This is a genomic window from Halorubrum sp. Atlit-28R (assembly GCF_003665955.1).
GTDB lineage: Archaea > Halobacteriota > Halobacteria > Halobacteriales > Haloferacaceae > Halorubrum > Halorubrum tropicale.
In genome coordinates this window covers 273779-298496 of record NZ_QPLS01000001.1, presented here as the reverse complement: position 1 = coordinate 298496, position 24718 = coordinate 273779, and the positions used below count along the sequence as shown (strand labels likewise).

Genomic DNA, 24718 nt, shown 5'->3' with positions numbered 1-24718 from the left:
TGATGGTAATGGCTGACACTTTCCTCGAACGGGTCCTGCGTCGGGTCGCGCCCGACGCGGTCGCCCGGAGTTACCTCGCGAAGTTCCTCGTCGCCCTCGTCGTCGTCGTCCTCGCCATCGGGGCCGTCGGGGCCGTCACGTACGCCGAGACGACGGACCAGCTCGAATCGAACGCGCAGGGGGACTACACGGCCGTCGCGGAGCTGAGCGCCACGGAGCTCGACGGCTGGGCGAGCGACCGCCGCTCGGCGGTCACGGAGCTCGCCGACAACCACGCGTTCTCCCAGGACCCCGCCAAGGTCGACAGCTACCTCTCCACGCACCTCTTGCGGACCGCCGAGTCGGTCACCGCCCTCCACTTCGTCGACCGCGACGAGAGCGCCGTCCTCGCCAGCACCGACCGAGAGGCCGGCGAGTCGGTCACCTCGCAGGCGTGGTTCGACGACGACCTCCTGTTCGCGGACGACGTGTTCACGAGCCCCACCTACATGGTCGACGGCGAGCGCCGGATCGCGTACGTCGCGTCGACCCCGCTGCGGGAGTACCTCGTGATGGAGATCTCGCTCGCCCCCGTCACCGAGGACTTCCGTCAGCCCACCGAGAGCGCGTTCACGACCATCGTCCAGCCCGACGGCCGGATCGCGGCGAGCAACGCCGACTACGTCTCCGGGATCCGCTACGACACCGACGTTCGCTCGGCGATGCTCGACGACACGCGGGCCGTCGGGTTCCTCCCGTCGGCCACGTTCAGCTTCGCCGACGGCGGCGAGTACCTCGTCGCGTACGCGCCCTTGGAGACCGAGGAATGGTACGTCGCGGTCCACGTCCCGCTCTCCGAGGCGTACGCCCTCTCGGGGATGATCGGTCGGAACCTGCTCCTCATCGTCGGCGTCGCGATCGTCGGGCTCGGGCTGCTCGGCCTGACGCTCGGCCGCGGCACCGTCGCAGAGCTGAACCAGCTCCGGGCGCGGGCGACGGCGCTGGCCGACGGCGACCTCGACGTCGACTTCCACACGGAGCGGCGCGACGAGTTCGGCGACCTCTCCGCGGCGTTCGCCACGATGCGCGACTCGCTGCGCGACCAGATCCAGTCGGCGGAGACGCAGCGGGAGCGCGCCGAGGCAGCGAAGGCGGAGAGCGAGGCGTTCGCGGAGCGTCTGGAGTCGCGGGCGAGCGACTTCGGCGCGACCATGGCGGCCTGCGCCGACGGCGACCTCACCGCGCGGCTGGAGGCCGACCCCGAGGACCCCGAGGCCCTCCGCGACATCGCCGCGGAGTTCAACGACGCGATGGACGAACTGGAGGCCGCGATCGCGGAGGTCGACGCCTTCGCCGTCGAGGTGGCCGACCGCAGCGAGGCGGTGACCGACGGCACCGACGAGGCCGCGGCCGCCGGCCGGGAGACGAGCGACGCGGTCGACGAGATATCCGCCGGCGCGGAGCGGCAGAGTCGGCGGCTGGCCGAGGTGGCCGGCGAGATGGAGGACATGTCGGCGACCGTCGAGGAGGTCGCGGCCTCCGCCGACGAGGTGGCGACCACCTCCCGGCAGGCCGACGCGCTCACCGAGGAGGGCCGCGAGGCGGCGGCCGACGCGGTCGAGGAACTCCACGGCATCGAGGCGCGCTCGGAGTCGGCCGCGGAGACGATCGAGCGGCTCGAGTCCGAGATGGCGGAGGTCGACGAGATCGTCGAGACGATCTCGGAGATCGCCGACCAGACGAACCTGCTCGCGCTCAACGCCTCGATCGAGGCGGCCCGCGCGGGCGAGGCCGGCTCCGGCTTCGCGGTCGTCGCCGAGGAGGTGAAGTCGCTCGCCGAGGAGACCCAGGAGTCCGCCGCCGAGGTCGAGGCCCTGATCGAGAGCCTCCGCGAGCGCACCGACGAGAGCGTCGACGAGATGGCCGCGATCCGCGACGGGGTCGACGACGGGGTCGACGTCGTCGAGGACGCCGAGGACGCGCTCGAAGAGGTCTCCGAACGGGTGAGCGAGGCCGACGACGGCGTCCAGGAGATCTCCGGGGCGATGGACGCGCAGGCGGCGTCGGTCAACGAGGTGACCGGCGCGGTCGACGAGCTCGCGGGCGTGAGCGAGCAGACTACCGCCGAGGCGACCACGGTCGCGTCCGCCGCCGAGGAGCAGGCGGCCACGCTCGGCGAGGTCTCAGAGCAGGCGCACGACCTCCACGAGCGCGCCCGCGACCTGCGGGAGATGACCGAGGACTTCGAAGTCGACGCCGACGAGGCCGCCGCCGGCGACGCGGCGGCGTCAGCCGACGCCGGGGCCGTGGCGCTCGACGCCGACACCGCGTTCTCGTTCGGCGCCGACGAGGAGGCGTCGGACGCCGCGGCCGCGAGCACGGACGGCGGCACCGACACCGACGCGAGCGGCTCGGAGACAGAGACTGGAGCCGGATCGGAGCAGTCGCTCGACGAGCGCGCGCGTTCAACAGAAGAGTGACCGTCGTCGTCCGCGACGGCGCGTTCCGCCGGTGTCGTCGCGGTCGGCGGTTCCCGCGCGATTCAGTCCGCCATCGACTCGTGGCTGACGCCCCGGTCGTCCGGGAGCGGCGCCACGAGCCGGTACGCCGCGTAGAGGCCGAGCACCGCGATGCCGGCCAGCACAAAGCCGGTGCGGATCTCCGGCGCGATCAGCGGCGTCGCGACCACGTCGCCCGCCTCGTTCTTCATCGGGACCGGGGCGAACGGCTGCCCGGCCAGCGTCTCGACCAGTCCGAGGACCGCGATGCCGAACAGCATCAGTCCCGCGCTCAACGCCTGTGCCGCCTTGTCGATGATGTCTGTCATTTTCGGTCACCTCGTTAGCCGAGCAGGTACCGCAGCTTGGGGTTCTGTTTGACGAGCTCCGTGTCCTCGATGATCGCGTCGAGGCCGTAGTACCGACCGGCCGCGAGCACGATCACCGTCATGAACAGCAGCAGGCCCATCAGGTCGCTGTTGACGACGCCGTGGCCGAACCCGGCGTTGCCGACCCAGAACAGGATCATGAAGATGACCCCGCCGAAGGCGGCGAAGCGGGTGAGCGCCCCGGCCATCAGCGCGAGGCCGATGAGCGTCTCGAAGAGGGGCACACCGGGCTCGATGAGCCACGCGAGGTTGTTCCCCATCCAGACCGGGATGCCGCCGAGGACCGTCCCGCTCATCTGTTGCATGTACGCCGGGCCGTAGCTGTACGCGAACCCGTCCGTGATGATCTTCGTCACGCCGGCGTGGAAGAACCACCAGCCGGTGACGACGCGGAGGAACGCGATCCAGTACGTCGCCCAGGGTCCCTCCAGCGCGAACTCGACCTCGCCGACCAGCGGATTGCTCGATTGGTATGACATCGGTGTCACCTCACGGGTGTACGTTGGGTGGCTACCCACATAGGTGCCGAACAGATTTCTAAGCCGCTGAAAAGCGTTCTAACGCGCTGGGAGGGGTCCACAGTATCATGGATCTTTAAGTGCTACTGCCAGTCACGGCCGCGGCTCGTCCCGTCAGAACACGGAACGCTTATGAAAGCCGTTCCGCCTACGTGTAGGTGCGTCATCGACCGACGCGAGCGCCGGTGGTCTAGTGGTAGGACCTGAGCCTTCCAAGCTCATGGCCCGGGTTCAAATCCCGGCCGGCGCACTCACTTCGGTCGTGCGCCGCCCGTACTCCCACTCGCTCGCTTCGCTCGCTCGCGGGAGTCCCGGCCGGCGCAGTTCTCGGACACAACGAACCGGAAACGACTGCGACGAGTGAGTCCGTGCGTCAGGATGCGCAGAGGGATTTGAATCAGAGAGCGAGCGGAGCGAGCGACCGTGGTTCAAATCCCGGCCGGCGCACTCACTTCGGTCGTGCGCCGCCCGTACTCCCACTCGCTCGCTTCGCTCGCTCGCGGGAGTCCCGGCCGGCGCATCTCTCGAACGTAGTGAGAGAAACTGCCGCGGGACTTGAACCGTATCAGTCGCGCGCAGCGAGCGAGCACGTCTGGTTCCGGTTCAAATCCCGACTGGCGTACGAAGGAGTGAGTGCGCCCCCCGACCTCTCGCTCGCAATCGGGGTGCTCGCGTCCCTCGCACCTCGCACCGCCCGCGAGAGCCCCGGCCAGCGCAGCTCTCGGACAAACCGAGAGACGCCTCCGTGAGATTTGGATCCCATCGGCCGCGCGCAGTGCGCTCTGCGAGAGGTCCGGAGTCTCTCTCGACGAGTTCCGCTGAAAAGTCGGCGGCGATCAGTCGTCGGTGGCCGGCGCCTCGGCCCCCTCGGCCTCGGCGGACTCGCGCGGCCCGCCCGCGTGCCCCTCGTGGGCGACGGCGGTCGCCATGAGGTGGGGCGGGATGGCGGGCACCTCGTCCTCGCCGACGGGGCCGTCGCGCGCGATCTCCTCGGTCGAGCGCGGGAACTCCCGGATCTCCTTGTGGATCGCGAGGCCGGCCTTCGCCCCCTGGCCCATCGCGACCGGCACCTGGTTGTGGCCCGGCGTGATGTCGCCGACCGCAAACACGCCGTCCTCGCTGGTGCGGCCGTGGTCGTCGACGGCGATGGTGCCGTCGTCGTTGAGGTCGCAGCCCAGCCCCTCGGCGAGGACGGTGTTGTAGTCGGAGCCGTACATCGCGAAGCCGCCGCGGTACTCGCGGCGCGTGCCGTCCGCGAACTCCAGCGCCTCCAGCCAGCCGGTGTCGGGGTCGTTCTCGACGCCCTCGACCTCCTCGGTGACGATGTCGACGGGGTGCGCCTCCAGCTGCGCGGCGGTCTCCTCGCTCCACGTCGGCTCCGCGCCGCGGGTCAGCACGTCCACGTCGTCGGTGACGTTGAGCATGATCATCGCGACGTGCGCGGCGGCCTCGCCGTGGCCCATCACGTACACCGGCTCGTCGGCGAACATGTAGGCGTCGCAGTGGAGGCAGTAGTGGAGCCCCTTGCCCGTCCGCGGGAGCGGCGGGTCCGGGCGCTCGTCGGAGAACCCGGTCGCGAGGACGACGCGGTCCGCGACCAGTTCGGCGTCGTTCGTCTCCAGTCGGAACCGGTCGTCGCCGGTGCGCTCGACCTCGGTGACGAAGCCGCGCTCGAAGGTGCCGCCGTACGACTCCACCTGCTCGCGCCCGGTCGCGAGGAACTCGTTGCCGGAGACGTCCTCGGTGACGCCGATCACGTTGTGCGTGTCGGCCATCATCGCCGCGCGGCCGCCGCCGCGGTCGATCAGCACCGTCTCGTGGCCCAGTCGGGCCCCGTACAGCGCCGTCGTCAGCCCGGCCGGCCCGCCGCCGACCACCGCGATCTCGTACTCGTCGTCGGACGAACTCATTACCGCTCGTAGGCGACCCACCGGGTTAAATACCGTCTTGTTGTGCGCGTCCCGCGGCCAACCCCGTTCGCTCCGCGCCGGAAGGTGGATCGACGCCCGACCGCGACGGCTTCCGCCCCCCGTCCGGAGGTTTATTGGTGCGTACCGCGTTCGCTCGGTCAGTGGTCACTCGCCTCGCCCTCGCCGTGTGCCTCCTCCTCGTCGGGATCGCCGCCGACGTGGGCACGACCTACGTCGCGCTCTCGGGCAGCGAGTACGTCGAGGGGTCGCCCGTCGGCCGCCTGTTCATCTCCCGGTTCGGCCTCCTCGGCGGGATGCTCCTCACGAAGGCCGTCGGCATGGCCGTCATCGGGCTCCCGGTCGCGGTCGCCGGCGGCACGCGACGGTTCGTCGCCACCCTGATGTGCGGCGGCGTCGGCGCGCTCTCGCTGGCCGTCGCCGCGCGGAACCTGCTGTTCGTCGCGGGCCTGTGGCCGTGAGGGACTCGGCCGTGGCTCGGCCGTAACGCGTCTGCCTCGGACCCCGCGACGCGAGCGGATCGGCGGCCTCGGCCGCCGCGACCCCAGCGGTTTTGCGTCGCCGGCGACACCGATCCGTATGCCACGCGAATCCGCTCCGGCCCGCTCTCCGCCGGAGACGCGCCGCGAGGTCGTCACGGAGACGCTCCACGGGGTCGACGTCGACGACCCGTACCGATGGCTCGAAGGCGACGGCGAGGCGGTCGACCAGTGGGTCGACGCCCAGAACGCCCACGTCGACGAGACGCTGGACGACGCGCTCCGGGACCGGCTCCGCCCGCGCTTCGAGGACCTCGTCGAGGTGGCCGACTACGGCCCGATCGCCGTCCGCGAGGGGCGCTACTTCGCGACGGTCCGCGAGCCCGGGGCCGACCACGCCTGCCTCGTCGTCCGCGACGCTCCCGACGGCGACGGCCGCCTCCTCGTCGACCCGAACGCTTGGGCCGCGAACCGCGACGCGGAGCGCCCGCCGCGGTCGATGGCGTGGTACGTCCCGTCGCACGACGGCGAGCGCGTCGCGGTCGGCGTCACCGAGGGCGGCGACGAGAACTACGACGTGCGAGTCCTGTCCGTGCCCGACCCGACTGAATCGCCGGCATCCGAGGGCTCGGGAGGCTACGGTGCGGGCGTCGAGGAGGTCGCGGTCCTCCCCGAGCGCGGCCGCGTCAACGCGGGGGGCCTCGCCTGGACGGCCGACGGCGAGGGGCTCGTCTACGTCGCGACCGGCGGCGCGGCCGACGGCGCGCAGATGGACAAAGAGATCCGCCGGTTCCGGCTCGCGGACGGCCCCGAGGCGGAGGAACTCCTGCTCGAACACGACGACCAGCACGTCTGGCCGCGGGTCACGGTCGACCCCGACTCCGGGCTGCTCGCGGTCGCCTTCTCCGAGATGGTGGGGGGAACCGAGTGGTACGTCCACGTCGACGGCGACCTCCGCCCCGTCCTGACCGACACCGACGCCGAAACGTCGGTCCAGTTCCACGACGGGACGGCGTTCGTCTCGACCGACCACGGCGCGCCCCGGCGGCGGCTGCTCGCCTGCTCGGTCGACCGCTTCCGCGAGGGCGGCCTCTCCTTCGAGGAGTGCCGCGAGCTGCTCCCCGGCGGCGAGGGGATCATCCAGTCGGTGGCGCCGACCCCGGAGCGCCTCCTCGTCCACCGCCAGCGCGACGCCCACTCGCGGCTCTCCGTCCACGACCGCGACGGGACGCACCTGCGCGACGTGTCGCTGCCGTCGTACTGCTCCGTCACGTGGGTCTCCGGGAACCGCGACGCGCCCGAGGCGTTCTTCGGGCTCACCGGCTTCGACCGGCCGCCGGCGGTCCGGGCGCTCGACCTCGACGGCGGGGCGGACGCGAAGGCCGAACTGGCGTCGACGGAGGTCGACTCCGTCGACCTCCCCGTCCCCGACGACCTCGTCGTCGAACAGCGGTTCGTCGACTCCACCGACGGCGCCGAGGTGCCGGTGTTCGTCTGCTACCGCGAGGACGCCGCCGTCGACGGCCCGCGCCCGACGCTGCTGTACGGCTACGGCGGCTTCCGGAACAGTATCACCCCGTCGTTCGGCCGGTTCCGGCTGCCGTTCCTCGCGGACGGTGGCGCGTTCGCGGCGGTGTGCGCCCGCGGCGGGTACGAGTACGGCGAGCCGTGGCACGAGGCCGGGATGCTCGCGGAGAAACAGCACACCTTCGACGACTTCGTCGCGGCCGGGGAGGCGCTCTGCGCGTCCGGGCTGACCGACACTGACCACCTGGCGGTCGCCGGCGGGTCGAACGGCGGGCTCTCGGTGGGCGCGGTGGTCACCCAGCGCCCGGACCTGTGGGCCGCCGCGCAGTGTGCGGTCCCCCTGCTGGACATGCTGCGGTTCCACCGCTTCCTGCTCGGGGAGTCGTGGACGACGGAGTACGGCCACCCGGAGGACCCGGAGGCGTTCGAGTACCTCCGCGCGTACTCGCCGTACCACAACGTCGACGCTGACGAGTCGTATCCGCCTGTCTACTTCACCACGGCCGCAAGCGACACGCGCGTCCACCCCTCGCACGCCCGGAAGATGACCGCGCGGCTCCAGAACGAGGCCGACGGCGGGCCCTTCCTCCTCCGGACGAAGTCGGCGACCGGGCACGGCGTGGGGAAGCCGACCTCAATGGTGGTCGACGAGCAGACCGACTCGTGGGCGTTCCTGTACGAGCGGTTGGGCGTGGAGATCAGCGACCGCGACGACGACGCCTGATCTACTCGCCCTCGTAGAGGCGCTCCGCCGTCGTCTCGGGAAGGTCGGCCTCGCGCACCGCCTCCGCGACGCGGTCAACGTCGTACTCCACGCGATACGTCTCGACCGCGTCGGTTCCGTCGGCCGTCGTGTCGAGGACGGCGTAGCCCGCCCGCGGGTCGCCGTCGCGCGGCTGGCCGACGCTGCCCGGATTGCACACGAAGCCGCCGGCCACGTCGCGGCACCCCTGAACGTGGGTGTGGCCGAGGACGATCCCGTCGTACTCGCCCATGTGCCGGTCGAGGTTCGGGAACTCCTCCGGGTAGACGTAGGCGTCCTCGCGCTCGGCGGCGGGGTGCGAGTGGACGAGCAGGTACCGGTCGCCGGCGAACGTCTCCGTCCGCGGGAGGGCGTCGATCCACTCGCGCTGGTCGGCCGACAGCGACGCCTTCGCGTGCTCGAGGCCGGCCTCGGCCATCCGGTTGGCGCTGTACCGGTGCGGGCTCTCGACGGTGCGGTCGTGGTTCCCCCGGACCGTTGCGGCCGCGACCTCGCGCACGCGCTCGACGCACTCGGCCGGCCACGGGTTGTAGCCGACCACGTCGCCCGCGCAGTAGATCCGGTCGACGGCGGGCATGTCGTCGAGGACCGTCTCCAGCGCCGGGAGGTTCGCGTGAACGTCCGAGATGAGGCCGACCTTCATCGGAGATGGGTTCGGCCGGCGAGAGGGAATAGGTTGTGGCGCGACGCGAGGACTTGTACTGGGATCCCGGCGCGTGCCTGCGAGTGGCCGCCGAAGGCGGCCGCGAGGAGCACGCGCGAGGGAGTCGGCCGACCGCAGGGAGGCCGACGAGGCTGGGGAGGCGTGAGGTGCGGTCGCGGTGCGGGGTGGGACTCGAAGGGGCAGTCGCGAGGGCGAAGCACGGCGACGTAAGCACTGAACGAGGGAGCGAACGCAGTGAGCGACCGAGTGAAGCGCGCAACGAGCCGCGCGAGTCCTCGCGACTGGGGCTTCGGCGGTGTTCACCGGCGGTCCGCGTTCAGCTATTTATAAGTGTGCGACTGGATCTTCGGCGGTGTTCCGTCCCGTCACTTACGCCTTCACCTTCTCGCGGAAGCGCTCCCGGACCTTCTCCACCTTCGGCTGCGCGTGCATCGTACAGTAGGCGTCGGCCGGGTTCTTCTCGAAGTAGTCCTGGTGTTTCTCCTCGGCGCGGTAGAACGTCTCCAGCCGCTCGACCTCGGTCACCACGTCGTCGTCGTAGCCGCCCTCCTCGTCGAGCGCGGCCACGTAGTTCTCCGCGATCTGGCGCTGCTCGTCGTCGTGGTAGAGGACGATCGACCGGTACTGGGTACCCACGTCCGGCCCCTGTCGGTTCAGCTGGGTCGGGTCGTGGACGGTGAAGAAGATCTCCAGGATCTCCTCGTAAGAGAGCGCCTCGGGGTCGTACTCTACCTGAACGACCTCGGCGTGGCCGGTGTTGCCGGTACACACCTCCCGATAGCTCGGGTCCTCGACGTGGCCGCCGGCGTAGCCGGAGGTGACGCGCTCGACGCCGTCGAGTTCCTTGAACGCCGCCTCGACGCACCAGAAGCAGCCGCCGCCGACCGTCGCGGTCTCGGTGTCGGTCATGGACTCGTGTTGGCGTCGGAGACGTATTAATGGCGCGTGGCCGGAAAGCCGAGACTCGACTCGTTCGTTTATTCATAACCGATCGCTGCTAACTCGTCGGGGAACACCTCGAAGCCCCAGTCGGGAGGCGGACGCACGCTCGCTGCGCTCCTCGGTCGCTCACTCTGTTCGCTCCCTGTGGTGCTTGCGTCGCCTGCGCCCGCCTCTCGACTGCCCCTTCGAGCCCCACCCGACCGCACCGCAACCGCACCTCACACCTCCCCAGCCTCGTCGGCCTCCCTGCGGTCGGCCGACTCCCTCGCGCGTGCTGCTCGGCCGCGGTGCGACCTCGCAGGCACGCGCCACCGCAGGTCGATTCATGACCGATCAGTCGACCGCCCCAGTCCGTCCCGAACAGGTTCGCCCGGCAACCCTGCGGTCGAACGGTAGACCTTTGCCGTCGCCCGCTCCACGTCGCGTATGGTCTCGCTGGGACTGGTGGTGGCGCGGTTCAACGACTCCGTCACGGAGCCGATGGCCGAGGCCGCCCGCGAGGCGGCCGCCGACCGCGACGCCGTCGTCGTCGACGAACTGAGCGTGCCGGGCGCGTACGACAGCCCGCTGGCCGCCGACCGGCTGGCGCGCCGAGACGACGTCGACGCCGTCGCGGTCGTCGGCGCCATCGTCACCGGCGACACGGACCACGACCGCGTCATCGCGAACGCGACCGCCGAGAAGCTCACCGACGTGAGCCTCGACCGGGACACGCCGGTCACCTTCGGCGTGAGCGGCCCGGGGATGTCCGGCGCGGAGGCGCGCGAGCGGATCGACAAGGGGGCGGACGCGGCCGCGGCCGCGATCGACCTCGCGACGGAACTCGACTGACGGACACGACGATCACACACGACACATGAGCGACGCATACGACTTCTCGGAGCGGATCGGACGCGTAGAGCCCAGCGCGACGCTGGCGATATCGAACCTGGCGGCGGAGAAGGAGGCCGAGGGCGCGGACATCGTCGACCTCTCGGTCGGCGAGCCCGACTTCGACACCCCGGCGAACGTCGTCGCGGCCGGGAAGGCGGCCCTCGACGCGGGCCACACGGGGTACACCTCCTCGAACGGCGTGCCCGAGCTGAAGTCGGCGATCGCGGAGAAGCTCCGCGGCAACGGGATCGAGGCCGACGCCGACGAGGTGATCGTCACCCCCGGCGGCAAGCAGGCGCTGTACGAGACGTTCCAGACGCTGATCGACGAGGGCGACGAGGTCGTCCTGCTCGACCCGGCGTGGGTCTCCTACGAGGCGATGGCGAAGCTCGCCGGCGCCGACCTCTCGCGCGTCGACCTCGCGCCGCACGGCTTCCAGCTGGAGCCCGCCCTCGACGAGCTCGCCGAGACAGTCTCGGACGACACCGAGCTGCTCGTCGTCAACACCCCGTCGAACCCCACGGGCGCGGTGTTCTCGGAGGCGGCCCTGGAGGGCGTCCGCGACCTCGCCGTGGAGCACGACGTGGCCGTCATCTCGGACGAGATCTACGAGCGCATCGTCTACGACGCCGACCACGTCTCGCTCGCGAGTCTCGACGGGATGGCCGACCGCACGGTGACGATCAACGGCTTCTCGAAGGCGTACTCGATGACCGGCTGGCGGCTCGGCTACCTCCACGCCACCGACGAGTTCGTCGGCGAGGCGGGGAAGCTCCACTCCCACTCCGTCTCCTGTGCCACGAACTTCGTCCAGCGCGCGGGGATCGAGGCCTTGGAGAACACCGAGGCGTCGGTCGAGGAGATGCGCGACGCCTTCGCCGACCGCCGGGACCTCCTCGTGGACCTGTTCGACGAGCACGGCGTCGACGTCGACGTCGGCGACGGCGCGTTCTACATGATGATCCCCGTCGCGGACGACGACCAGGAGTGGTGCGAGGCGGCGATCGAGCGCGCGGCCGTCGCCTGCGTCCCCGGCAGCGCGTTCAACGCCCCCGGCTACGCCCGCATCTCTTACGCCGCGAGCGAGGAGCGACTGCGCGAGGCGGTCGACCGCCTCGTCTCGAACGACCTGCTGTAACCCCGCCAGCCCGCCCGCGGACGCCGCGGTCTCACCCGCTTGCCGACCGGACGAACTCGCGGATCGGCCGCGAACGGGGGCTGCGATGCGTTTTTCACCCCGCTCCTCGAAGTTTCAACTTGGTGGTACGATGTACGACAGGATACTGTACCCGACCGACGGGAGCGCCGGATCGGAGGCGGCGGCGGCGCACGTGGGGGCGCTCGCGTCGCAGTTCGGCGCGAGCGTGGACGTGTTACACGTGATCGACACCCGCGAGGGCGGGCTTGGCCTGAGCGGGGCGTTCCTCGACGACGACCCGCAGGCGATGAGCGGGCGGTCGCCCGACGAGGGCTACATCGGGCGGCACGGGGACGGGCCCGACCCCGAGGAGGTCGAGGCCGGGCTCACCGACCACGCCGAGGCGCTCATCCAGGCCTCGACCGGCGAGGTCGACCTGACGACTGCGGTCGAGTCGGGGACGCCCCACTCGGTGATACTGCGCTACGCCGACGAGGCCGACGCCGACCTCGTGGTGATGGGGACGCACGGCCGGACCGGCGTCGAGCGGTACCTGCTCGGCAGCGTCGCGGAGAAGGTCGTCCGGCTCTCGGACGTGCCGGTGATGACGGTGCGGGCGGACGAGGACGAGTGAGGCGGCGGACCGGACGACCGAAGCGGACGCGGGACGCCGGCGGACCGATCCGACCGGCGGCCGATGATTTTTCCCGGCTCCGTCGCCCACGCGGACCCATGAGCGACCCGGAGCGAACGGCGATCGACGACGGCGTTCGCGAGGCCCTCCTCGACCGCGTGAACAGCCCCAGCGCGACCGTCGGCGCGAGCGTGCCCGACGAGGTCGAGATAGACGGGAGCGCCGTCGACCTGTCGGCGTTCATCGTCGAGACCCGGAAGGTCGACGCGGTCCCGCCCGCGCTCGACCGGAAGGTGACTGCGGCGCGCGAGTCGCTCAGGGCCGAGCGGGCGCGGCGCGTCGAGCGGCTGGAGAGCGACCCCCTCGGCCGCGAGACCGCCGAGGCGCTCGCCGACGAGGTCGTCGGCATCGACCGCGCGCTCAACGCCTTGGAGGGCATCCGCCGGCCGGGGTTCGCCGACGAGCACCACGCCGACACGCTGGCGGGCCACGAGCGCTGGCTCGCGTTCGTCGATCAGGTCCGGTGATTCCGGGTCCCGCCCCGACCCGGCGTCGCCGGCCCCCTTCCGAAACCCTTACTCGCCGCCCGCGTGGTACGTTCGGGTATGAGCGACACCGCAGCGTCGGACGACGGCGAGGCCGCCGTCGACGCCGAGGAGGTCAGACACGTCGCCGATCTCGCGCGGGTGCGGCTCGCCGACGAGGAGGTCGACGAGTTCGCGGCGCAGTTCGGCGACATCTTGGAGTACTTCGCCGCGCTCGACGAGGTCCCGGAGACGGAGCGCGAGGAGGAGCTCGTCAACGTGATGCGCCCGGACGAGGTCCGCGAGGGGCTCTCCCAGGAGGAGGCGCTCGCGAACGCCGAGGAGACGGAGGACGGCTTCTTCGTCGGGCCGAAGGTGTCGTAATGGCGGCCGATATCAACGCCTTCGTCACGGAGGCGACGATCGAGGGCGACGCGGACGCCGACGGCCCGCTGGCGGGCAAAACCGTCGCCGTGAAGGACAACATCTCCACCGAAGGGATCCGGACGACCTGCGGCTCGGAGATGCTGGCGGACTACGTCCCGCCCTACTCCGCGACCGTCGTCGACCGCCTGACCGAGGCGGGCGCGACGGTCGTCGGCAAGACGAACATGGACGAGTTCGGGATGGGGACGACGACCGAGACCTCCGCGTTCGGCCCCACTCGGAACCCGGTAGACACCGGCCGCGTCCCGGGCGGCTCCTCCGGCGGCTCGGCGGCCGCGGTCGCGGCGGGCGAGGCCGACGTGGCCCTCGGCTCCGACACCGGCGGCTCGGTGCGCTGTCCGGCCGCCTTCTGCGGCGTCGTCGGGATCAAGCCCACCTACGGGCTCGTCTCCCGGTACGGCCTGATCGCGTACGCGAACTCCCTCGAACAGATCGGCCCGATCGCGGACACCGTCGAGGAGGCGGCCGCCGCGCTCGACGTCATCGCGGGCGACGACCCCAACGACGGGACGACCCGCGACCTGCGCGAGGTCGAGGGCGCCGACCCCGACGCGAGCTACGCCGCGGCCGCGGACGGCGACGTGGCGGGCCTGACGGTCGGCGTGCCCACGGAGCTGTTCGAGGGCGCCGACGAGCGCGTCGTCGAGACGGTCGAGGCCGCGATCGACGACCTAGAGGCGCAGGGCGCGGAGACGACCGAGATCTCGCTCCCCTCCGTCGAGCACGCGGTCCAGGCCTACTACGTGATCGCGATGGCGGAGGCCTCCTCGAACCTCGCGCGCTTCGACGGCGTCCGGTACGGCCACCGGAGCGACGCGGACGGCAACTGGAACGAGTCGTTCGCGGAGACCCGCGAGGAGGGGTTCGGCGCGGAGGTCAAACGCCGGATCCTGCTCGGCACGTACGCGCTCTCGGCCGGCTACCACGACAAGTACTACGAGAAGGCGCAGGACGCCCGCGCGTGGGTCCGTCGGGACTTCGAGGACGCCTTCGACGACGTCGACGTGGTCGCGTCGCCGACGATGCCGGTCCTCCCCTTCGAGCTCGGCGAGAGCCTCGACGACCCGCTGCGGATGTACCTCGCGGACGCGAACACGACGCCGGTCAACCTCGCGAACCTCCCCGCTATCTCCGTGCCCGCGGGCGAGGCGGACGGGCTCCCGGTTGGGCTCCAGCTCGTCGGCCCGAAGTTCGGCGAGGAGACCATCGTCCGCGCCGCGAGCGCGGTCGAGGTGCGATGAGCCTCACCGACGAGGAACGCGACCGGCTCGCCGACGTGGTCCGCCTCCAGCCGACGAAGAACGGCGAGCTCCAGGACGCGTGGGAGATGGAGAGCGGCAGCGAGGTCCACGGCTACCTGGAGACCCACCTGAAGGAGTACTACTACCGCGACGACGACAGCCTGATCCGCGCCACGGCGGAGGCCAACGACCTCGTCGACGTCGAGCCGGGCGTCGAGCCCGACGCGGTCGCTCGCGGCGGCGTGCCGGAGACGATCCGCGTCCCCGAACTGGAGTCGCGGGTGGTCGACGTGCTCGCCGGCCCGGACGAGCGCTCGCAGTCCGTCGTCAGCGTGCTCAACGCGCTCCGAGAGGCGTACGACGCCGACCCCGAGGTCGACGCGGTGCGGCGCGCGCTCCGCAGCCTCGAACGCAAGAACGTCGTCGAGGTCGTCTACCGCACCGTGCCGACGTTCCGGCTGGCGGTCGACCGCGACGAGATAACCGTCGAAATCGAGTCGTAGGCGTTCCGTCCCCCAGGCGGTCCGGTCGTCGCCGGTCGGCGATACGACTTTGTACCGCGACGGAGACCGTCACGGCGATGGCCGACGACGAGACCCTCCGCGACCGGCTCCGCCGCAACGCGAGCGGCATCGCCGCCACGACGGTCACCGGGACGTGGCTCGCCGCCCTCCTGCTCGGGTTCGACTGGTGGCTCGGGTTCATGCTGTTCGGCTATATCGTGATCGTTCCGGTCGTCTCGATGCTGTTCGACGAGGAGGCCGAGGAGTCCGAGTTCGAGGAGTACGACCCCGATCCGCTGTGGGGTAGACACGGGGAGACGGCGGAGAGCGACGACGAGTCAGCCGACACCGTGGACGCCCTCGAACGGCTGCGGACCCGCTACGCGAACGGCGACCTCACCGACGAGCAGTTCGAGCGGAAGCTCGACCGGCTGTTAGAGACCGAGACCCCCGAAGACGCCGCCGAGTGGGCCGAGCGGAACCGGGCCGCCGACCGGGAGCGCGACGTCGAACGCGAGCGGTGATCGGGGCGACGGCGTCGCGGCGGGCGGTGTCGCGGCGGCGAGCCCGGCGCGACCGAACCTCAAGCTTCAATGCGCGCGACCGACTCGACCGCGTATGAGCGACCAGGAACTGCGGAAGGAGGCGCACGACCTCGACGTCACCGTCTGGGTCGGGAAGCACGGCATCGACTCGGTCGTCGACGAGCTGGCCGACCAGCTGGACGACCGGAAGCTGGTGAAGGTGAAGTTCCTCCGCGCGGCCCGCGGGGGTACCACGACCGACGAGCTCGCCGAGGAGCTCGCCGACGCGGTCGGCGCCGACCTGATCGAGACGCGCGGGAACACGGCGGTGCTCCACTGACGAGCGCCGCCGCGGGGCCCTCCGGCGTCGTTGCGGTCGCGGGGACGCTCCGGCGTCGTCGCGGTCGCGGGGACGCTCCGACCGTACCTCGGACCGGTGACGGAACTCGTCGTCGACGCCGCCATCTTCCTCGTCGTCGTCGCGACGTACCTGCTCTAGGAGGCGGCCGTCACCCCCCCGTGAAGCGGGTCTTCGACAGGCGGGGGCTCGACGAGCACGCCAGGCGCCCGCTCCAGAAGATCCTGGCGTTCCTCGTGTTGTTCGCCGGCGTCACGCTCGCGATCGGCTTCGCGCTCCGGGACGTGATCAAGAACGTCGTCGCTGGCGTGTTCAGCTACACCGACAAGCCGTTCCGCATCGGCGACCGGACCGAGCGGAACGGCAACTCGGGCGTCGTCGAGGACATCTCCTTCCGCGTCGCCCGCGTCCGCACGTTCGACAACGAGCTGCTCACGGTGCCGAACCACGCCCTGACGAGCGACGTGGTGAAGAACCCGGTCGCGAAGAAGGCGCTGCGCCTGAAGTGCGTCTTCGGGATCGCCCACGAGGACGACGTCGAGAAGGCGGCCGACATCATCGTCGAGGAGGCCGAGGAGAGCGACGCCATCCTCGAAGACCCGGCGCCGTCGGTCCGGCTCACCGAGCTGGCCGACTCCTACGTGGGCCTCCAGTCGCGGACCTGGATCGAGGACCCCTCGCGGGCGGACTTCGTCAAGGCGCGCGCCGACTACGTGAAGGTCCTCAAGGCGCGCTCCGACGAGGAGGAGATCTCGATCCCCTTCCCGCAGCGGACCGTCTCTGGGCGCAACGAGTGGACGGACCCCGCGTCGTTCGGCGGGGACGACTGACGAAGCGGCCGCGCCCGGCCGGGCCGATAGTAACGAACTTGAGGGTCCGGTAACTGGGTGTGCCCATGTACGTGGTCGTCATCGGGGCCGGCGAGGTCGGGACGAGCATCGCCGCGAGTCTCGCGTCGGACCACGAGGTGGTCGTCGTGGACGTCGACCCGGACCGCGCGGAACAGCTCAAGTACGAACTCGACGTCCTCACCATCGCGGGCGACGGCACGTCCTCGGAGATCCAGTCGACCGCCGAGGTCCACCGCGCGGACATGGTCATCGCCTGTACCGACGACGACCAGACGAACCTCGTCGCCTGCGGCACCGCCAAGACGCTCGGGGACGGGTTCACGATCGCCCGCGTCAAGAGCACCGACTTCCTCCGCACGTGGGAGGGTAGCGAGGGGGCGTTCGGCGTCGACTTCATGGTGTGTACGGACCTGCTGACCGCGGAGAACATCGTCCGCGTCATCGGGCTCCCGGCGGCCGTCGACGTCGACCCGTTCGCCGGCGGCCTCGTCCAGATGGCCGAGTTCGAGATCGCCGAGGGGAGCCCCGTCGCCGGACAGACCGTCTCGGAGGCGGACCGCTTCGAGTCGCTCACGTTCGTCGGCCTGTTCCGGAACGGCGACATGGTCATCCCCCGCGGGGACACCGACATCGCCGTCGGCGACCGCGCGGTGGTGATCGGGAGCCCCGAGAGCGTCCAGTCGTTCGCGACCGACGTGGCGCCGGAGGCGACGCCCGACCGCGCCGACGAGATCGTGGTCGTCGGCGGCAGCGAGATCGGCTACCAGACCGCCCGGCTCTTGGAGGAGCGCGACTTCAGCCCGCGGCTGATAGAGCAGGACCCCGACCGCGCGCGGTGGCTCGCGGAGAACCTCCCGGAAACCGTCGTCATGGAGCACGACGCGACGGACACGGAGTTCCTCACCCGCGAGCACGTCGACGAGGCCGACATCGTCGTCACGGCGCTCCGCTCGGACGAGAAGAACCTGCTCATCTCCGTGCTCGCCAAGCGCCTCGGCGTCGACCGCGTGATCGCCGTCGTCGACAGCCCCGATTACGTCACCGTCTTCGAGGAGATCGGCATCGACATCGCCGTCAACCCCCGCACGGTGACCGCCGAGGAGATCACGCGGTTCACCTACGAGAGCGTCGCGGAGAACATCGCCGTGCTGGAGAACGACCAGGCGGAGGTCCTCGAACTCGAACTCACCGAGGGGTGCGGGCTCGTCGGCCGGCCGATCTCGGAGATCGTCGCCGACAGCGACGCGCGGTTCGTCATCGGCGCGATCACCCGGGACCGCCGGCTGGTCACGCCCCGCGGTGACACGGTGCTTCAGGCCGGCGACCACGTCATCCTCCTCGTGGAGGCCGACTCCGTGAGCGACATCGCCTCGATGGCCTGAGTCCCGTGAGCACCAGCATCCGCGTCGGGTGGCGGGCCAGCGTGGGACTCACCGGCGACGTCCTCGCCGCCCTCCCCGTCCCGCTCGCGTTCCCCCTCCTCATCGCGTTCTACTACGGCGAGTCGCCCGTCCCGTTCCTCGCGGCGATCGCGGTCTCGCTCGCGCTCGGCGCGGCGTTCCGGTCGACGCGGGACCCGGCGGCGGACCTCGGGCCGCGGGAGGCGTTCCTCGCGGTGGCGCTGATCTGGTTCCTCGTCGCCGCGGTCGGCGCGATCCCATTCGTCGTGGCCGGGGTCGGCACGGTCGCGCACCCGGTAAACGCCATGTTCGAGTCGATGAGCGGGCTGACGACGACGGGCGCGACCGTGCTGCGCGACTTCTCACTCCACTCGCGGTCCGTCATGATGTGGCGGCAGGTGATCCAGTGGCTCGGGGGGCTCGGCATCCTCATCCTCGCGACCGCGGTGCTCTCGGAGATCGGCGTCGGCGGGGCCCAGCTGATGGAGTCGGAGTCACAGACCCAAGACGTCAACAAGCTCACGCCGAAGATCTCCCGGACGGCGCAGCTGATCTGGGGGATCTACTTCGGGCTCACGGGGCTGGCGATAGTCGTCTACTTCCTGCTCGGCCTCGCCGTCGATCCGCAGATGGACCTGTACAACGCCGTCGCGCACGCGTTCACCTCGGTCGCCACGGCCGGCTTCTCGCCGGAGCCGCTCTCGGTCGGGGCGTTTCACCCCCTGATCCAGTGGGCGGTCGTCCCGTTCATGGTGATCGGCTCGACGAGCTTCGTCCTCATCTACTTCGCAATCAACGGCGAGCCGATGCGCCTCCTCCGCAACGAGGAGTTCCACTTCTACATCGGCGCGATGGGCACGCTCGCGTCGATCGTCGCCGTGGGTCTGTTCCTCGATCCTGGCACCACGTTCGGCGCCGAGGCGACGATACGCCACGCCGTCTTCAACGTCGCCTCCATCGTGACGACGACGGGGTACGCCAGCACCGACTACGTGCAGTGGGCGCCCGCGGCGAAGCACATGCTGTTCATGGGGATGTTCATCGGCGGCATGGTCGGATCGACGACGTGTTCGATCAAGTCGCTGCGATGGCTGGTGGCGCTGAAGTCGTTCCGGCGGAACCTCTACACCGCGATCCATCCCGAGTCCGTCCGGCCGGTCCGGATCTCGGGGAAGGCGATCGACGAGGCCGCGATCCGCGACATCTACGCGTACCTCCTCCTCAGTATCGTGCTGTTCTTCCTGCTCGCCGTGGTCATCGTCGTCGACGCCGAGCGAGGAAACGTCCGAGTCACCGAGTTCGAGGCGCTCGGCGCCGCGGCGACGACGTTCCTCAACATCGGGCCGGCGTTCGGCGACGCGGGGCCGTACGGCACCTTCGCGACGTTCCCGCTGAGCACGCGGGCCGTGATGGTCGTGCTGATGTGGATCGGCCGGATCGAGATCATCCCCGTCCTCGTGCTGTTCACGAAGGCGTTCTGGACCTCCTGACCGGCGCTGACCCGCTGCGGTCCGCCGTTCGCCGCCCGCGGCGGGTCCGCCCATCGACGGCTTCTTGTCGCGCCGGCCTGCTACGACGGGTATCGGAACCCCCGAGGAACACTCGTGACACGGACCATCGACGCGCGGGCGACGCTCAGCTACACCGGGAGCATCGTGAAACTGCTCTCGGCGTCCATGGCCGTCCCCCTCGTCGTCGCGCTGATTTACGGCGAGGACGCGCTCGCGTTCGCGGCGTCGATGACGGTCGCTGTCGCGGTCGGGGCCGGGCTCGAACGGCTCGACGACGAGCCGGAGCTCGGCCCGCGGGACGCGCTGGCGGTCGTCTCGCTCGCGTGGCTCACTGCCGCGGTCGTCGGCGCGATCCCGTACGTGATCGCCGGCTACGGGACCCCCTCCGCGCTCGCGCACCCCGTGAACGCGCTGTTCGAGTCGATGAGCGGCTTCACGACGACGGGCGCGACCGCGACGGCGGAGATCAGCTTCGAGCGGCACTCCCACGCGGTGCTGATGTGGCGGCAGCTCACGCAGTGGCTCGGCGGGATGGGGATCATCGTGCTGATGATCGCGATCCTGCCGCAGCTGGCGGTCAACGGCGCCCAGCTGATGGAGTCGGAGGCGCCGGGGCCGGGGCTCCAGAAGCTCACCCCCCGGATCGTCGAGACGGCCCGCGCGCTCTGGCTCATCTACCTCGCGTTCACCGTGGCGCTGATCGCGATACTGGCGCTGCTCGGTCGCACCGGGTACGCGCCGGAGATGGACCTGTACAACGCATTCGCCCACGGGTTCTCTACGCTCCCGACCGGCGGGTTCTCGCCGGAGGCGGAGAGCATCGGCGCGTTCTCGCCGGTGGTGCAGTGGGCGTTCGTCCCGTTCATGGTGATCGCCGGGGTGAACTTCGCGCTGTTCTGGTACGTGCTCAGGGACGACCCGCGGGAGATGTTCGAGAACACGGAGTTCCGGATCTACCTCGGGCTGGTGACCGCGTTCGCGGCCGTGCTCGCGGTCGGGCTGTTCTACGGCGGCGCGCCGGCCACCGACATCGGCGGCGTCACGGAGGGTGTCCCGGAGAACGCGCTCCGGCAGGGGGTGTTCCAGGTCGCGTCGCTGATGAACTCGACCGGCTTCGCGACCGCGGACTTCGCGGAGTGGGACACCCAGACCCAGTTCCTCCTGCTGTTCGCGATGTTCATCGGCGGCTCCGCCGGGTCGACCGGCGGCGGGATCAAGGTGATCCGCTGGCTCATCCTGCTGAAGACGCTCCGTCGCGAGCTGTACACGACGGCGAACCCGGACGTGGTCCGGCCGGTCCGGCTCGGCGGCGAGGTCGTCGACGAGGACGTGATCCGCGGGGTCCTCGTGTTCACCCTGCTGTACTTCCTCGTGTTCGCGCTCTCGGCCGTCTTCATCGAGCTCGACACGGCGCGGATCGGCGAGCGGCTCACCGGCACGGAGGCGCTTGCGGCGTCGCTCGCGACGATCGGCAACATCGGGCCGGGGCTCGGCCCGCTCGGTCCGTTCGGGAGCTACGAGTTCCTGCCGAACACGACGAAGCTGCTGATGATCGGGCTGATGTGGATCGGGCGGCTGGAGATCGTCCCCGTGCTCGCGCTGTTCGTCGCCGGCGTCGACGAGCAGTAGACTCTCGGGGCGTCCGGGTGGACCGCGCGGTGTGTAGCCGGCGTACCTCGTGAACCGCGCTGCGGTCCCCGGCGCGCCTCCATGGGTGCGCGGTGCGTCACCGGCGAGCCGCACGACGCGACGCCCGAGGACGCGAGGTCACCTTCTTAAGCGCCGCCGGCCGTACTACCTCGCATGGACGGACCCGACGACACCGGCGGCCAGGACCTGCTCGGGCACGTGCTCCTCCCGGTCGCGAACGAGGAGGACGCGCTGCGAACGGCGCGGGCGCTCGACCCCTACGACCCCGCGCGGGTGACGGCGCTTCACGTCGTCGAGAAGGGGGACGGCGTCCCGGACAAGACCCCCGTCGAGCAGTCGGAGGAGCTCGCGGCCGAGTCGTACGCGGCGGTCAGAACGGTGTTCCCCGACGCCGCCGAGCACACGGCCTACGCCCGGGACGTGGTCGAGGCGATCTTCGACGCCGCGGACGAGGTGGACGCGAGCGCGATCGCCTACCAGCCGCGCGGGGGGAACCGCTTGGTCCAGCTCCTCTCCGGGGACCTGTCGGCCGAGATCGCGACCGACGCGCCGGTGCCCGTGATCGCGCTCCCCCGCGCCGACGCGGACGAATGAGCCGCCGTCGCGCCCGCGAGAGCGGGTCGTCGGCGCGCTGACGCGGGGGATCGACCGATGCCGCACAGCGACGACCGGCCGACGGGGAGCGGCGACGACCGCCCCGTCGTCATGGTCGCCCTCTCGAACCCGCGCACCGAGGCGGCGCTCGTCGCGCTCGCCGGCGCCGTGGCCGACCGCCGGGACGCCCGCCTCCTCGAGGTCCACGTCGTCACCGTCCCCGACCAGACCTCGCTGGAGAACGCGGCCGCGAACCGGGAGCGGCTCGACCGGTCCTCCGCCGAGCTGCTCTCGGCGGCCGTCGCCGACGCGGCGCCGTTCGACGCGTCGGTCGAAACGAAGACGATCCTCTCGCACCGCGGGATCGAGGAGGTGTTCGACGCCGCGCGGGCGACCGGCGCCGACGCCGTAGTGATGGGCTACGGCGGGGCGCGGTTCGCGGGCGGGCGCGTCGAGGGCTCGCTGGACGAGCTGGCCCGCGACCTCCCCTGCGACTTCCTCGTCTTCGACGGGCGGCGACTCGACCCCGCCGACGTGCTCGTGCCGACCGCCGGCGGCCCGTCGTCGGACCTCTCCGCCGAGGTCGCGCTCGCGCTCCGGGAGGCGGTCGGCGCCGAGGTCTCGCTGTTACACGTCGTCGAGGAGGGCGACGAGGCGGCGGGCCGCGAGTTCCTCGCCGGCTGGGCCGAGGGGCACGGCCTCGGGGACGCCGACCTGCGCGTCGAGACCGGCGACGTGGAGGCGGCGATCGGCCGCGTCGGCGAGGGGTACGACCTCGTGATCGTCGGCGCCACGGAGCGCGGCCTCCTCTCCCGGATCGTCCGCGGGTCGCTCGCGTTCGCGGCCGTCGAGGCCCTCGAGGTGCCGGTGCTGCTCGCGGAGCGTCCCACGCCGCGGTCGCTCCGCGACCGGCTGTTCGGGGGTGGCTGAGCGCGGTGAGGCAGTCGTCTCCGGGGTCGCTCGCGCCGCCGGCCCCTCCAAAATATAATGAATATTTATACCCGACCGGCGGGTAACGGGCGGTATGTACGACGACGAGGAGCTCTCCGCGATCCGCGAGGCGAAGGAGTCGTGGGAGGCGGAGACGCTCGGCCCCACCCTCGACCGCCACGGGGAGCGGAAGTCGCGGTTCGCGACCGTCTCGAACCGCGAGGTCGACCGCCTGTACACCCCCGAGGACGTCGCCGACCTCGACTACGACGAGGACCTCGGGTTCCCCGGCGAGGAGCCGTACACCCGCGGCGTCTACCCGACGATGTACCGCGGCCGGACGTGGACGATGCGCCAGTTCGCGGGGTTCGGCACCGCCGAGGAGACGAACGAGCGGTTCCGCTACCTGATCGACGAGGGGCAGACCGGCCTCTCGACCGCGTTCGACATGCCCTCGCTGATGGGGATCGACTCCGACGACAAGATGTCGCTCGGCGAGGTCGGCAAGGAGGGCGTCGCGGTCGACACGCTCCGCGACATGGAGGTGCTGTTCGACGGCATCGACCTCGCGGAGGTGTCGACCTCGTTCACGATCAACCCGAGCGCGCCGGTGATCTACGCGATGTACGTCGCGCTCGCCGACCGCCGCGGCGTCCCGCGCGAGGAGCTCCGCGGGACCCTCCAGAACGACATGCTCAAGGAGTTCATCGCGCAGAAGGAGTGGGTGATCCCGCCGGAGCCCTCCCTCGACCTGGTGACCGACACCATCGAGTTCGCGGTCGCGGAGACGCCCAAGTTCAAGCCCATCTCCGTGTCGGGCTACCACATCCGCGAGGCGGGGTCGACGGCGGTCCAGGAGCTGGCGTTCACGCTCGCCGACGGGTTCGCGTACGTCGAGGCGTGCCTCGACCGCGGGCTCGACGTCGACGAGTTCGCCCCGCAGCTCTCCTTCTTCTTCAATTCGCACAACTCGCTGTTCGAGGAGGTCGCGAAGTTCCGCGCCGCGCGCCGCATCTACGCGACCGTGATGGACGAGTGGTACGGCGCGGAGGCGGACGCCTCGAAGCAGCTGAAGTTCCACACCCAGACCGCGGGGCAGTCGCTGACGGCCCAGCAGCCGCTGAACAACGTCGCGCGCGTCACGATTCAGGCGCTGGCGGGCGTGCTGGGCGGCACCCAGAGCCTCCACACCAACTCCTTCGACGAGGCGCTCGCGCTCCCCTCCGAGCAGGCGGTCCGCGTCGCGCTCCGGACCCAGCAGATCATCGCCGAGGAGTCGGGCGCGGCCGACATCGTCGACCCGCTCGGCGGCTCCTTCGCGGTCGAGAGCCTCACCGACGAGACGGAAGCTGAGGCGATGGCTTACATCGAGGAGATCCGGGAGATGGGCGACGGCACCGTGCGCGACGGCGTCCTCCGCGGCATCGATCAGGGGTACTTCCACCGCGAGATCCAGGAGTCGGCCTACGAGTATCAGGAGCGCGTCGACGACGGCGAGGAGACGGTCGTCGGCGTCAACGCCTACGAGATCGACGAGGACACTCGCCCGGACCTGCTGAAGGTCGACGAGACGACCCGCGAGCGGCAGCTCGACCGGCTGGAGTCGGTGAAGGCCGAACGCGACGACGACGCGGTCGCGGCCGCGCTCGACGACCTCCGCGACGCGGTCGCGGCCGGCGAGAACGTCATGCCCGAGATCGTCACGGCCGTCAAGGCGTACGCGACGATGGGCGAGATCATGGAGGTGTTCGAGGCGGAACACGGCGCGTACCGCGAGCGGATCGGCGTCGCCTGACGGCGGAACTGGAGAACGAAACCGGACGGGTCGGTCGGCCGCGCGGCTCCGCGAACTG

Annotated in this window: 25 protein-coding genes and 1 tRNA gene; 21 read left to right on the top strand and 5 right to left on the bottom strand. The window is 70.9% G+C overall.

The genetic code is table 11. The features are described from left to right. The first annotated feature begins 8 nt into the window (after window positions 1-8). Window positions 9-2459, top strand: a complete 2451-nt coding sequence (locus DVK06_RS01630) for a methyl-accepting chemotaxis protein (protein WP_121599062.1) — start codon at window positions 9-11, stop codon at window positions 2457-2459. A 62-nt stretch (window positions 2460-2521) separates the two neighbouring features. On the opposite strand, the gene DVK06_RS01625 is transcribed toward DVK06_RS01630, so the two are convergent. Continuing rightward, window positions 2522-2806 carry a hypothetical protein gene (locus DVK06_RS01625; protein WP_121599061.1) on the bottom strand — a complete coding sequence of 95 codons (285 nt, stop codon included), beginning with the start codon at window positions 2804-2806 and terminating at the stop codon, window positions 2522-2524. Window positions 2807-2820: 14 nt separating this feature from the next. After that, window positions 2821-3345, bottom strand: coding sequence for a DoxX family protein (locus DVK06_RS01620; protein WP_053772373.1), 525 nt, complete (start codon window positions 3343-3345; stop codon window positions 2821-2823). A gap of 218 nt (window positions 3346-3563) precedes the next feature. Between DVK06_RS01620 and DVK06_RS01615 the strand changes: the two genes are divergently transcribed. After that, a tRNA-Gly gene (locus tag DVK06_RS01615) sits at window positions 3564-3634 on the top strand. A 586-nt stretch (window positions 3635-4220) separates the two neighbouring features. Here the strand turns inward: DVK06_RS01615 and DVK06_RS01610 are convergent. After that, a complete protein-coding gene (locus DVK06_RS01610) occupies window positions 4221-5294 on the bottom strand; it encodes an NAD(P)/FAD-dependent oxidoreductase (RefSeq protein WP_121599060.1) in 1074 nt (357 codons plus the stop codon). A 161-nt stretch (window positions 5295-5455) separates the two neighbouring features. On the opposite strand from DVK06_RS01610, the gene DVK06_RS01605 reads away from it, so the two are divergent. Next, complete coding sequence (locus DVK06_RS01605; protein ID WP_053772287.1) at window positions 5456-5773, top strand: hypothetical protein; 318 nt, start codon at window positions 5456-5458, stop codon at window positions 5771-5773. A 118-nt stretch (window positions 5774-5891) separates the two neighbouring features. Then, window positions 5892-8042, top strand: a complete 2151-nt coding sequence (locus DVK06_RS01600) for a prolyl oligopeptidase family protein (RefSeq protein WP_121599059.1) — start codon at window positions 5892-5894, stop codon at window positions 8040-8042. A 1-nt stretch (window position 8043) separates the two neighbouring features. Here DVK06_RS01600 and DVK06_RS01595 read toward each other — a convergent pair whose 3' ends face one another. Both DVK06_RS01595 and msrA read right to left on the bottom strand, forming a co-directional pair. Beyond that, on the bottom strand, window positions 8044-8724 hold the full coding sequence (locus DVK06_RS01595; protein ID WP_053772285.1) for a metallophosphoesterase: 681 nt from the start codon (window positions 8722-8724) through the stop codon (window positions 8044-8046). 390 nt (window positions 8725-9114) lie between these two features. Then, window positions 9115-9654 (bottom strand): peptide-methionine (S)-S-oxide reductase MsrA, encoded by a 540-nt coding sequence (gene msrA / locus DVK06_RS01590; protein ID WP_121599058.1) that lies wholly within the window; start codon window positions 9652-9654, stop codon window positions 9115-9117. 459 nt (window positions 9655-10113) lie between these two features. Between msrA and ribH the strand changes: the two genes are divergently transcribed. The 17 genes from ribH to DVK06_RS01510 all read left to right on the top strand — a co-directional run bounded on the left by ribH (window position 10114) and on the right by DVK06_RS01510 (window position 24660). Next, window positions 10114-10518 (top strand): 6,7-dimethyl-8-ribityllumazine synthase, encoded by a 405-nt coding sequence (gene ribH / locus DVK06_RS01585; protein ID WP_053772283.1) that lies wholly within the window; start codon window positions 10114-10116, stop codon window positions 10516-10518. Window positions 10519-10543: 25 nt separating this feature from the next. Then, complete coding sequence (locus DVK06_RS01580; protein WP_121599057.1) at window positions 10544-11698, top strand: pyridoxal phosphate-dependent aminotransferase; 1155 nt, start codon at window positions 10544-10546, stop codon at window positions 11696-11698. A 130-nt stretch (window positions 11699-11828) separates the two neighbouring features. After that, window positions 11829-12332, top strand: coding sequence for a universal stress protein (locus tag DVK06_RS01575; protein WP_121599056.1), 504 nt, complete (start codon window positions 11829-11831; stop codon window positions 12330-12332). Between the two features lie 98 nt (window positions 12333-12430). Beyond that, window positions 12431-12859, top strand: coding sequence for a DUF5788 family protein (locus DVK06_RS01570; RefSeq protein ID WP_121599055.1), 429 nt, complete (start codon window positions 12431-12433; stop codon window positions 12857-12859). A 78-nt stretch (window positions 12860-12937) separates the two neighbouring features. Further along, window positions 12938-13240, top strand: coding sequence for an Asp-tRNA(Asn)/Glu-tRNA(Gln) amidotransferase subunit GatC (gene gatC, locus DVK06_RS01565; RefSeq protein ID WP_053772279.1), 303 nt, complete (start codon window positions 12938-12940; stop codon window positions 13238-13240). Next, a complete protein-coding gene (gene gatA / locus DVK06_RS01560; protein WP_121599054.1) occupies window positions 13240-14544 on the top strand; it encodes an Asp-tRNA(Asn)/Glu-tRNA(Gln) amidotransferase subunit GatA in 1305 nt (434 codons plus the stop codon). Before gatC ends, gatA begins: the two co-directional genes overlap by 1 nt. Beyond that, window positions 14541-15047 (top strand): DUF5797 family protein, encoded by a 507-nt coding sequence (locus DVK06_RS01555; protein WP_053772277.1) that lies wholly within the window; start codon window positions 14541-14543, stop codon window positions 15045-15047. Before gatA ends, DVK06_RS01555 begins: the two co-directional genes overlap by 4 nt. A gap of 77 nt (window positions 15048-15124) precedes the next feature. Next, on the top strand, window positions 15125-15571 hold the full coding sequence (locus DVK06_RS01550) for an SHOCT domain-containing protein (RefSeq protein ID WP_121599053.1): 447 nt from the start codon (window positions 15125-15127) through the stop codon (window positions 15569-15571). A gap of 94 nt (window positions 15572-15665) precedes the next feature. Beyond that, the gene (locus tag DVK06_RS01545; RefSeq protein ID WP_053772372.1) at window positions 15666-15911 is read left to right on the top strand and encodes a YhbY family RNA-binding protein; all 246 of its coding nucleotides are present in this window, start codon (window positions 15666-15668) and stop codon (window positions 15909-15911) included. A 30-nt stretch (window positions 15912-15941) separates the two neighbouring features. Further along, a complete protein-coding gene (locus DVK06_RS19970) occupies window positions 15942-16070 on the top strand; it encodes a hypothetical protein (protein ID WP_394345479.1) in 129 nt (42 codons plus the stop codon). Window positions 16071-16090: 20 nt separating this feature from the next. Continuing rightward, window positions 16091-16759, top strand: a complete 669-nt coding sequence (locus DVK06_RS01540) for a mechanosensitive ion channel family protein (RefSeq protein WP_394345478.1) — start codon at window positions 16091-16093, stop codon at window positions 16757-16759. Window positions 16760-16824: 65 nt separating this feature from the next. Then, complete coding sequence (gene trkA, locus DVK06_RS01535; RefSeq protein WP_053772275.1) at window positions 16825-18162, top strand: Trk system potassium transporter TrkA; 1338 nt, start codon at window positions 16825-16827, stop codon at window positions 18160-18162. A gap of 5 nt (window positions 18163-18167) precedes the next feature. Further along, window positions 18168-19670, top strand: a complete 1503-nt coding sequence (locus DVK06_RS01530) for a TrkH family potassium uptake protein (RefSeq protein ID WP_121599052.1) — start codon at window positions 18168-18170, stop codon at window positions 19668-19670. A 114-nt stretch (window positions 19671-19784) separates the two neighbouring features. Continuing rightward, entirely contained in the window at window positions 19785-21320 is a 1536-nt protein-coding gene (locus tag DVK06_RS01525) for a TrkH family potassium uptake protein (RefSeq protein ID WP_121599051.1), read from the top strand. Between the two features lie 174 nt (window positions 21321-21494). Next, complete coding sequence (locus DVK06_RS01520) at window positions 21495-21935, top strand: universal stress protein (RefSeq protein ID WP_121599050.1); 441 nt, start codon at window positions 21495-21497, stop codon at window positions 21933-21935. Between the two features lie 57 nt (window positions 21936-21992). Continuing rightward, window positions 21993-22865, top strand: coding sequence for a universal stress protein (locus tag DVK06_RS01515; RefSeq protein WP_233561589.1), 873 nt, complete (start codon window positions 21993-21995; stop codon window positions 22863-22865). Window positions 22866-22959: 94 nt separating this feature from the next. Then, a complete protein-coding gene (locus DVK06_RS01510) occupies window positions 22960-24660 on the top strand; it encodes a methylmalonyl-CoA mutase (RefSeq protein WP_121599049.1) in 1701 nt (566 codons plus the stop codon). Window positions 24661-24718: the final 58 nt, after the last annotated feature.

Bases quoted from the DNA above. Each gene is read 5' to 3' on its own strand.
- DVK06_RS01510 (WP_121599049.1), top strand. From the start codon at position 22,960: ATGTACGACGACGAGGAGCTCTCCGCGATCCGCGAGGCGAAGGAGTCG.
- DVK06_RS01580 (WP_121599057.1), top strand. From the start codon at position 10,544: ATGAGCGACGCATACGACTTCTCGGAGCGGATCGGACGCGTAGAGCCC.
- DVK06_RS01550 (WP_121599053.1), top strand. From the start codon at position 15,125: ATGGCCGACGACGAGACCCTCCGCGACCGGCTCCGCCGCAACGCGAGC.
- gatC (WP_053772279.1), top strand. From the start codon at position 12,938: ATGAGCGACACCGCAGCGTCGGACGACGGCGAGGCCGCCGTCGACGCC.
- msrA (WP_121599058.1), bottom strand. From the start codon at position 9,654: ATGACCGACACCGAGACCGCGACGGTCGGCGGCGGCTGCTTCTGGTGC.
- gatA (WP_121599054.1), top strand. From the start codon at position 13,240: ATGGCGGCCGATATCAACGCCTTCGTCACGGAGGCGACGATCGAGGGC.
- DVK06_RS01555 (WP_053772277.1), top strand. From the start codon at position 14,541: ATGAGCCTCACCGACGAGGAACGCGACCGGCTCGCCGACGTGGTCCGC.
- DVK06_RS01515 (WP_233561589.1), top strand. From the start codon at position 21,993: ATGCCGCACAGCGACGACCGGCCGACGGGGAGCGGCGACGACCGCCCC.
- DVK06_RS01575 (WP_121599056.1), top strand. From the start codon at position 11,829: ATGTACGACAGGATACTGTACCCGACCGACGGGAGCGCCGGATCGGAG.
- DVK06_RS01620 (WP_053772373.1), bottom strand. From the start codon at position 3,345: ATGTCATACCAATCGAGCAATCCGCTGGTCGGCGAGGTCGAGTTCGCG.
- ribH (WP_053772283.1), top strand. From the start codon at position 10,114: ATGGTCTCGCTGGGACTGGTGGTGGCGCGGTTCAACGACTCCGTCACG.
- DVK06_RS01570 (WP_121599055.1), top strand. From the start codon at position 12,431: ATGAGCGACCCGGAGCGAACGGCGATCGACGACGGCGTTCGCGAGGCC.
- DVK06_RS01630 (WP_121599062.1), top strand. From the start codon at position 9: ATGGCTGACACTTTCCTCGAACGGGTCCTGCGTCGGGTCGCGCCCGAC.
- DVK06_RS01625 (WP_121599061.1), bottom strand. From the start codon at position 2,806: ATGACAGACATCATCGACAAGGCGGCACAGGCGTTGAGCGCGGGACTG.
- DVK06_RS01545 (WP_053772372.1), top strand. From the start codon at position 15,666: ATGAGCGACCAGGAACTGCGGAAGGAGGCGCACGACCTCGACGTCACC.
- trkA (WP_053772275.1), top strand. From the start codon at position 16,825: ATGTACGTGGTCGTCATCGGGGCCGGCGAGGTCGGGACGAGCATCGCC.
- DVK06_RS01610 (WP_121599060.1), bottom strand. From the start codon at position 5,294: ATGAGTTCGTCCGACGACGAGTACGAGATCGCGGTGGTCGGCGGCGGG.
- DVK06_RS01595 (WP_053772285.1), bottom strand. From the start codon at position 8,724: ATGAAGGTCGGCCTCATCTCGGACGTTCACGCGAACCTCCCGGCGCTG.
- DVK06_RS01600 (WP_121599059.1), top strand. From the start codon at position 5,892: ATGCCACGCGAATCCGCTCCGGCCCGCTCTCCGCCGGAGACGCGCCGC.
- DVK06_RS01520 (WP_121599050.1), top strand. From the start codon at position 21,495: ATGGACGGACCCGACGACACCGGCGGCCAGGACCTGCTCGGGCACGTG.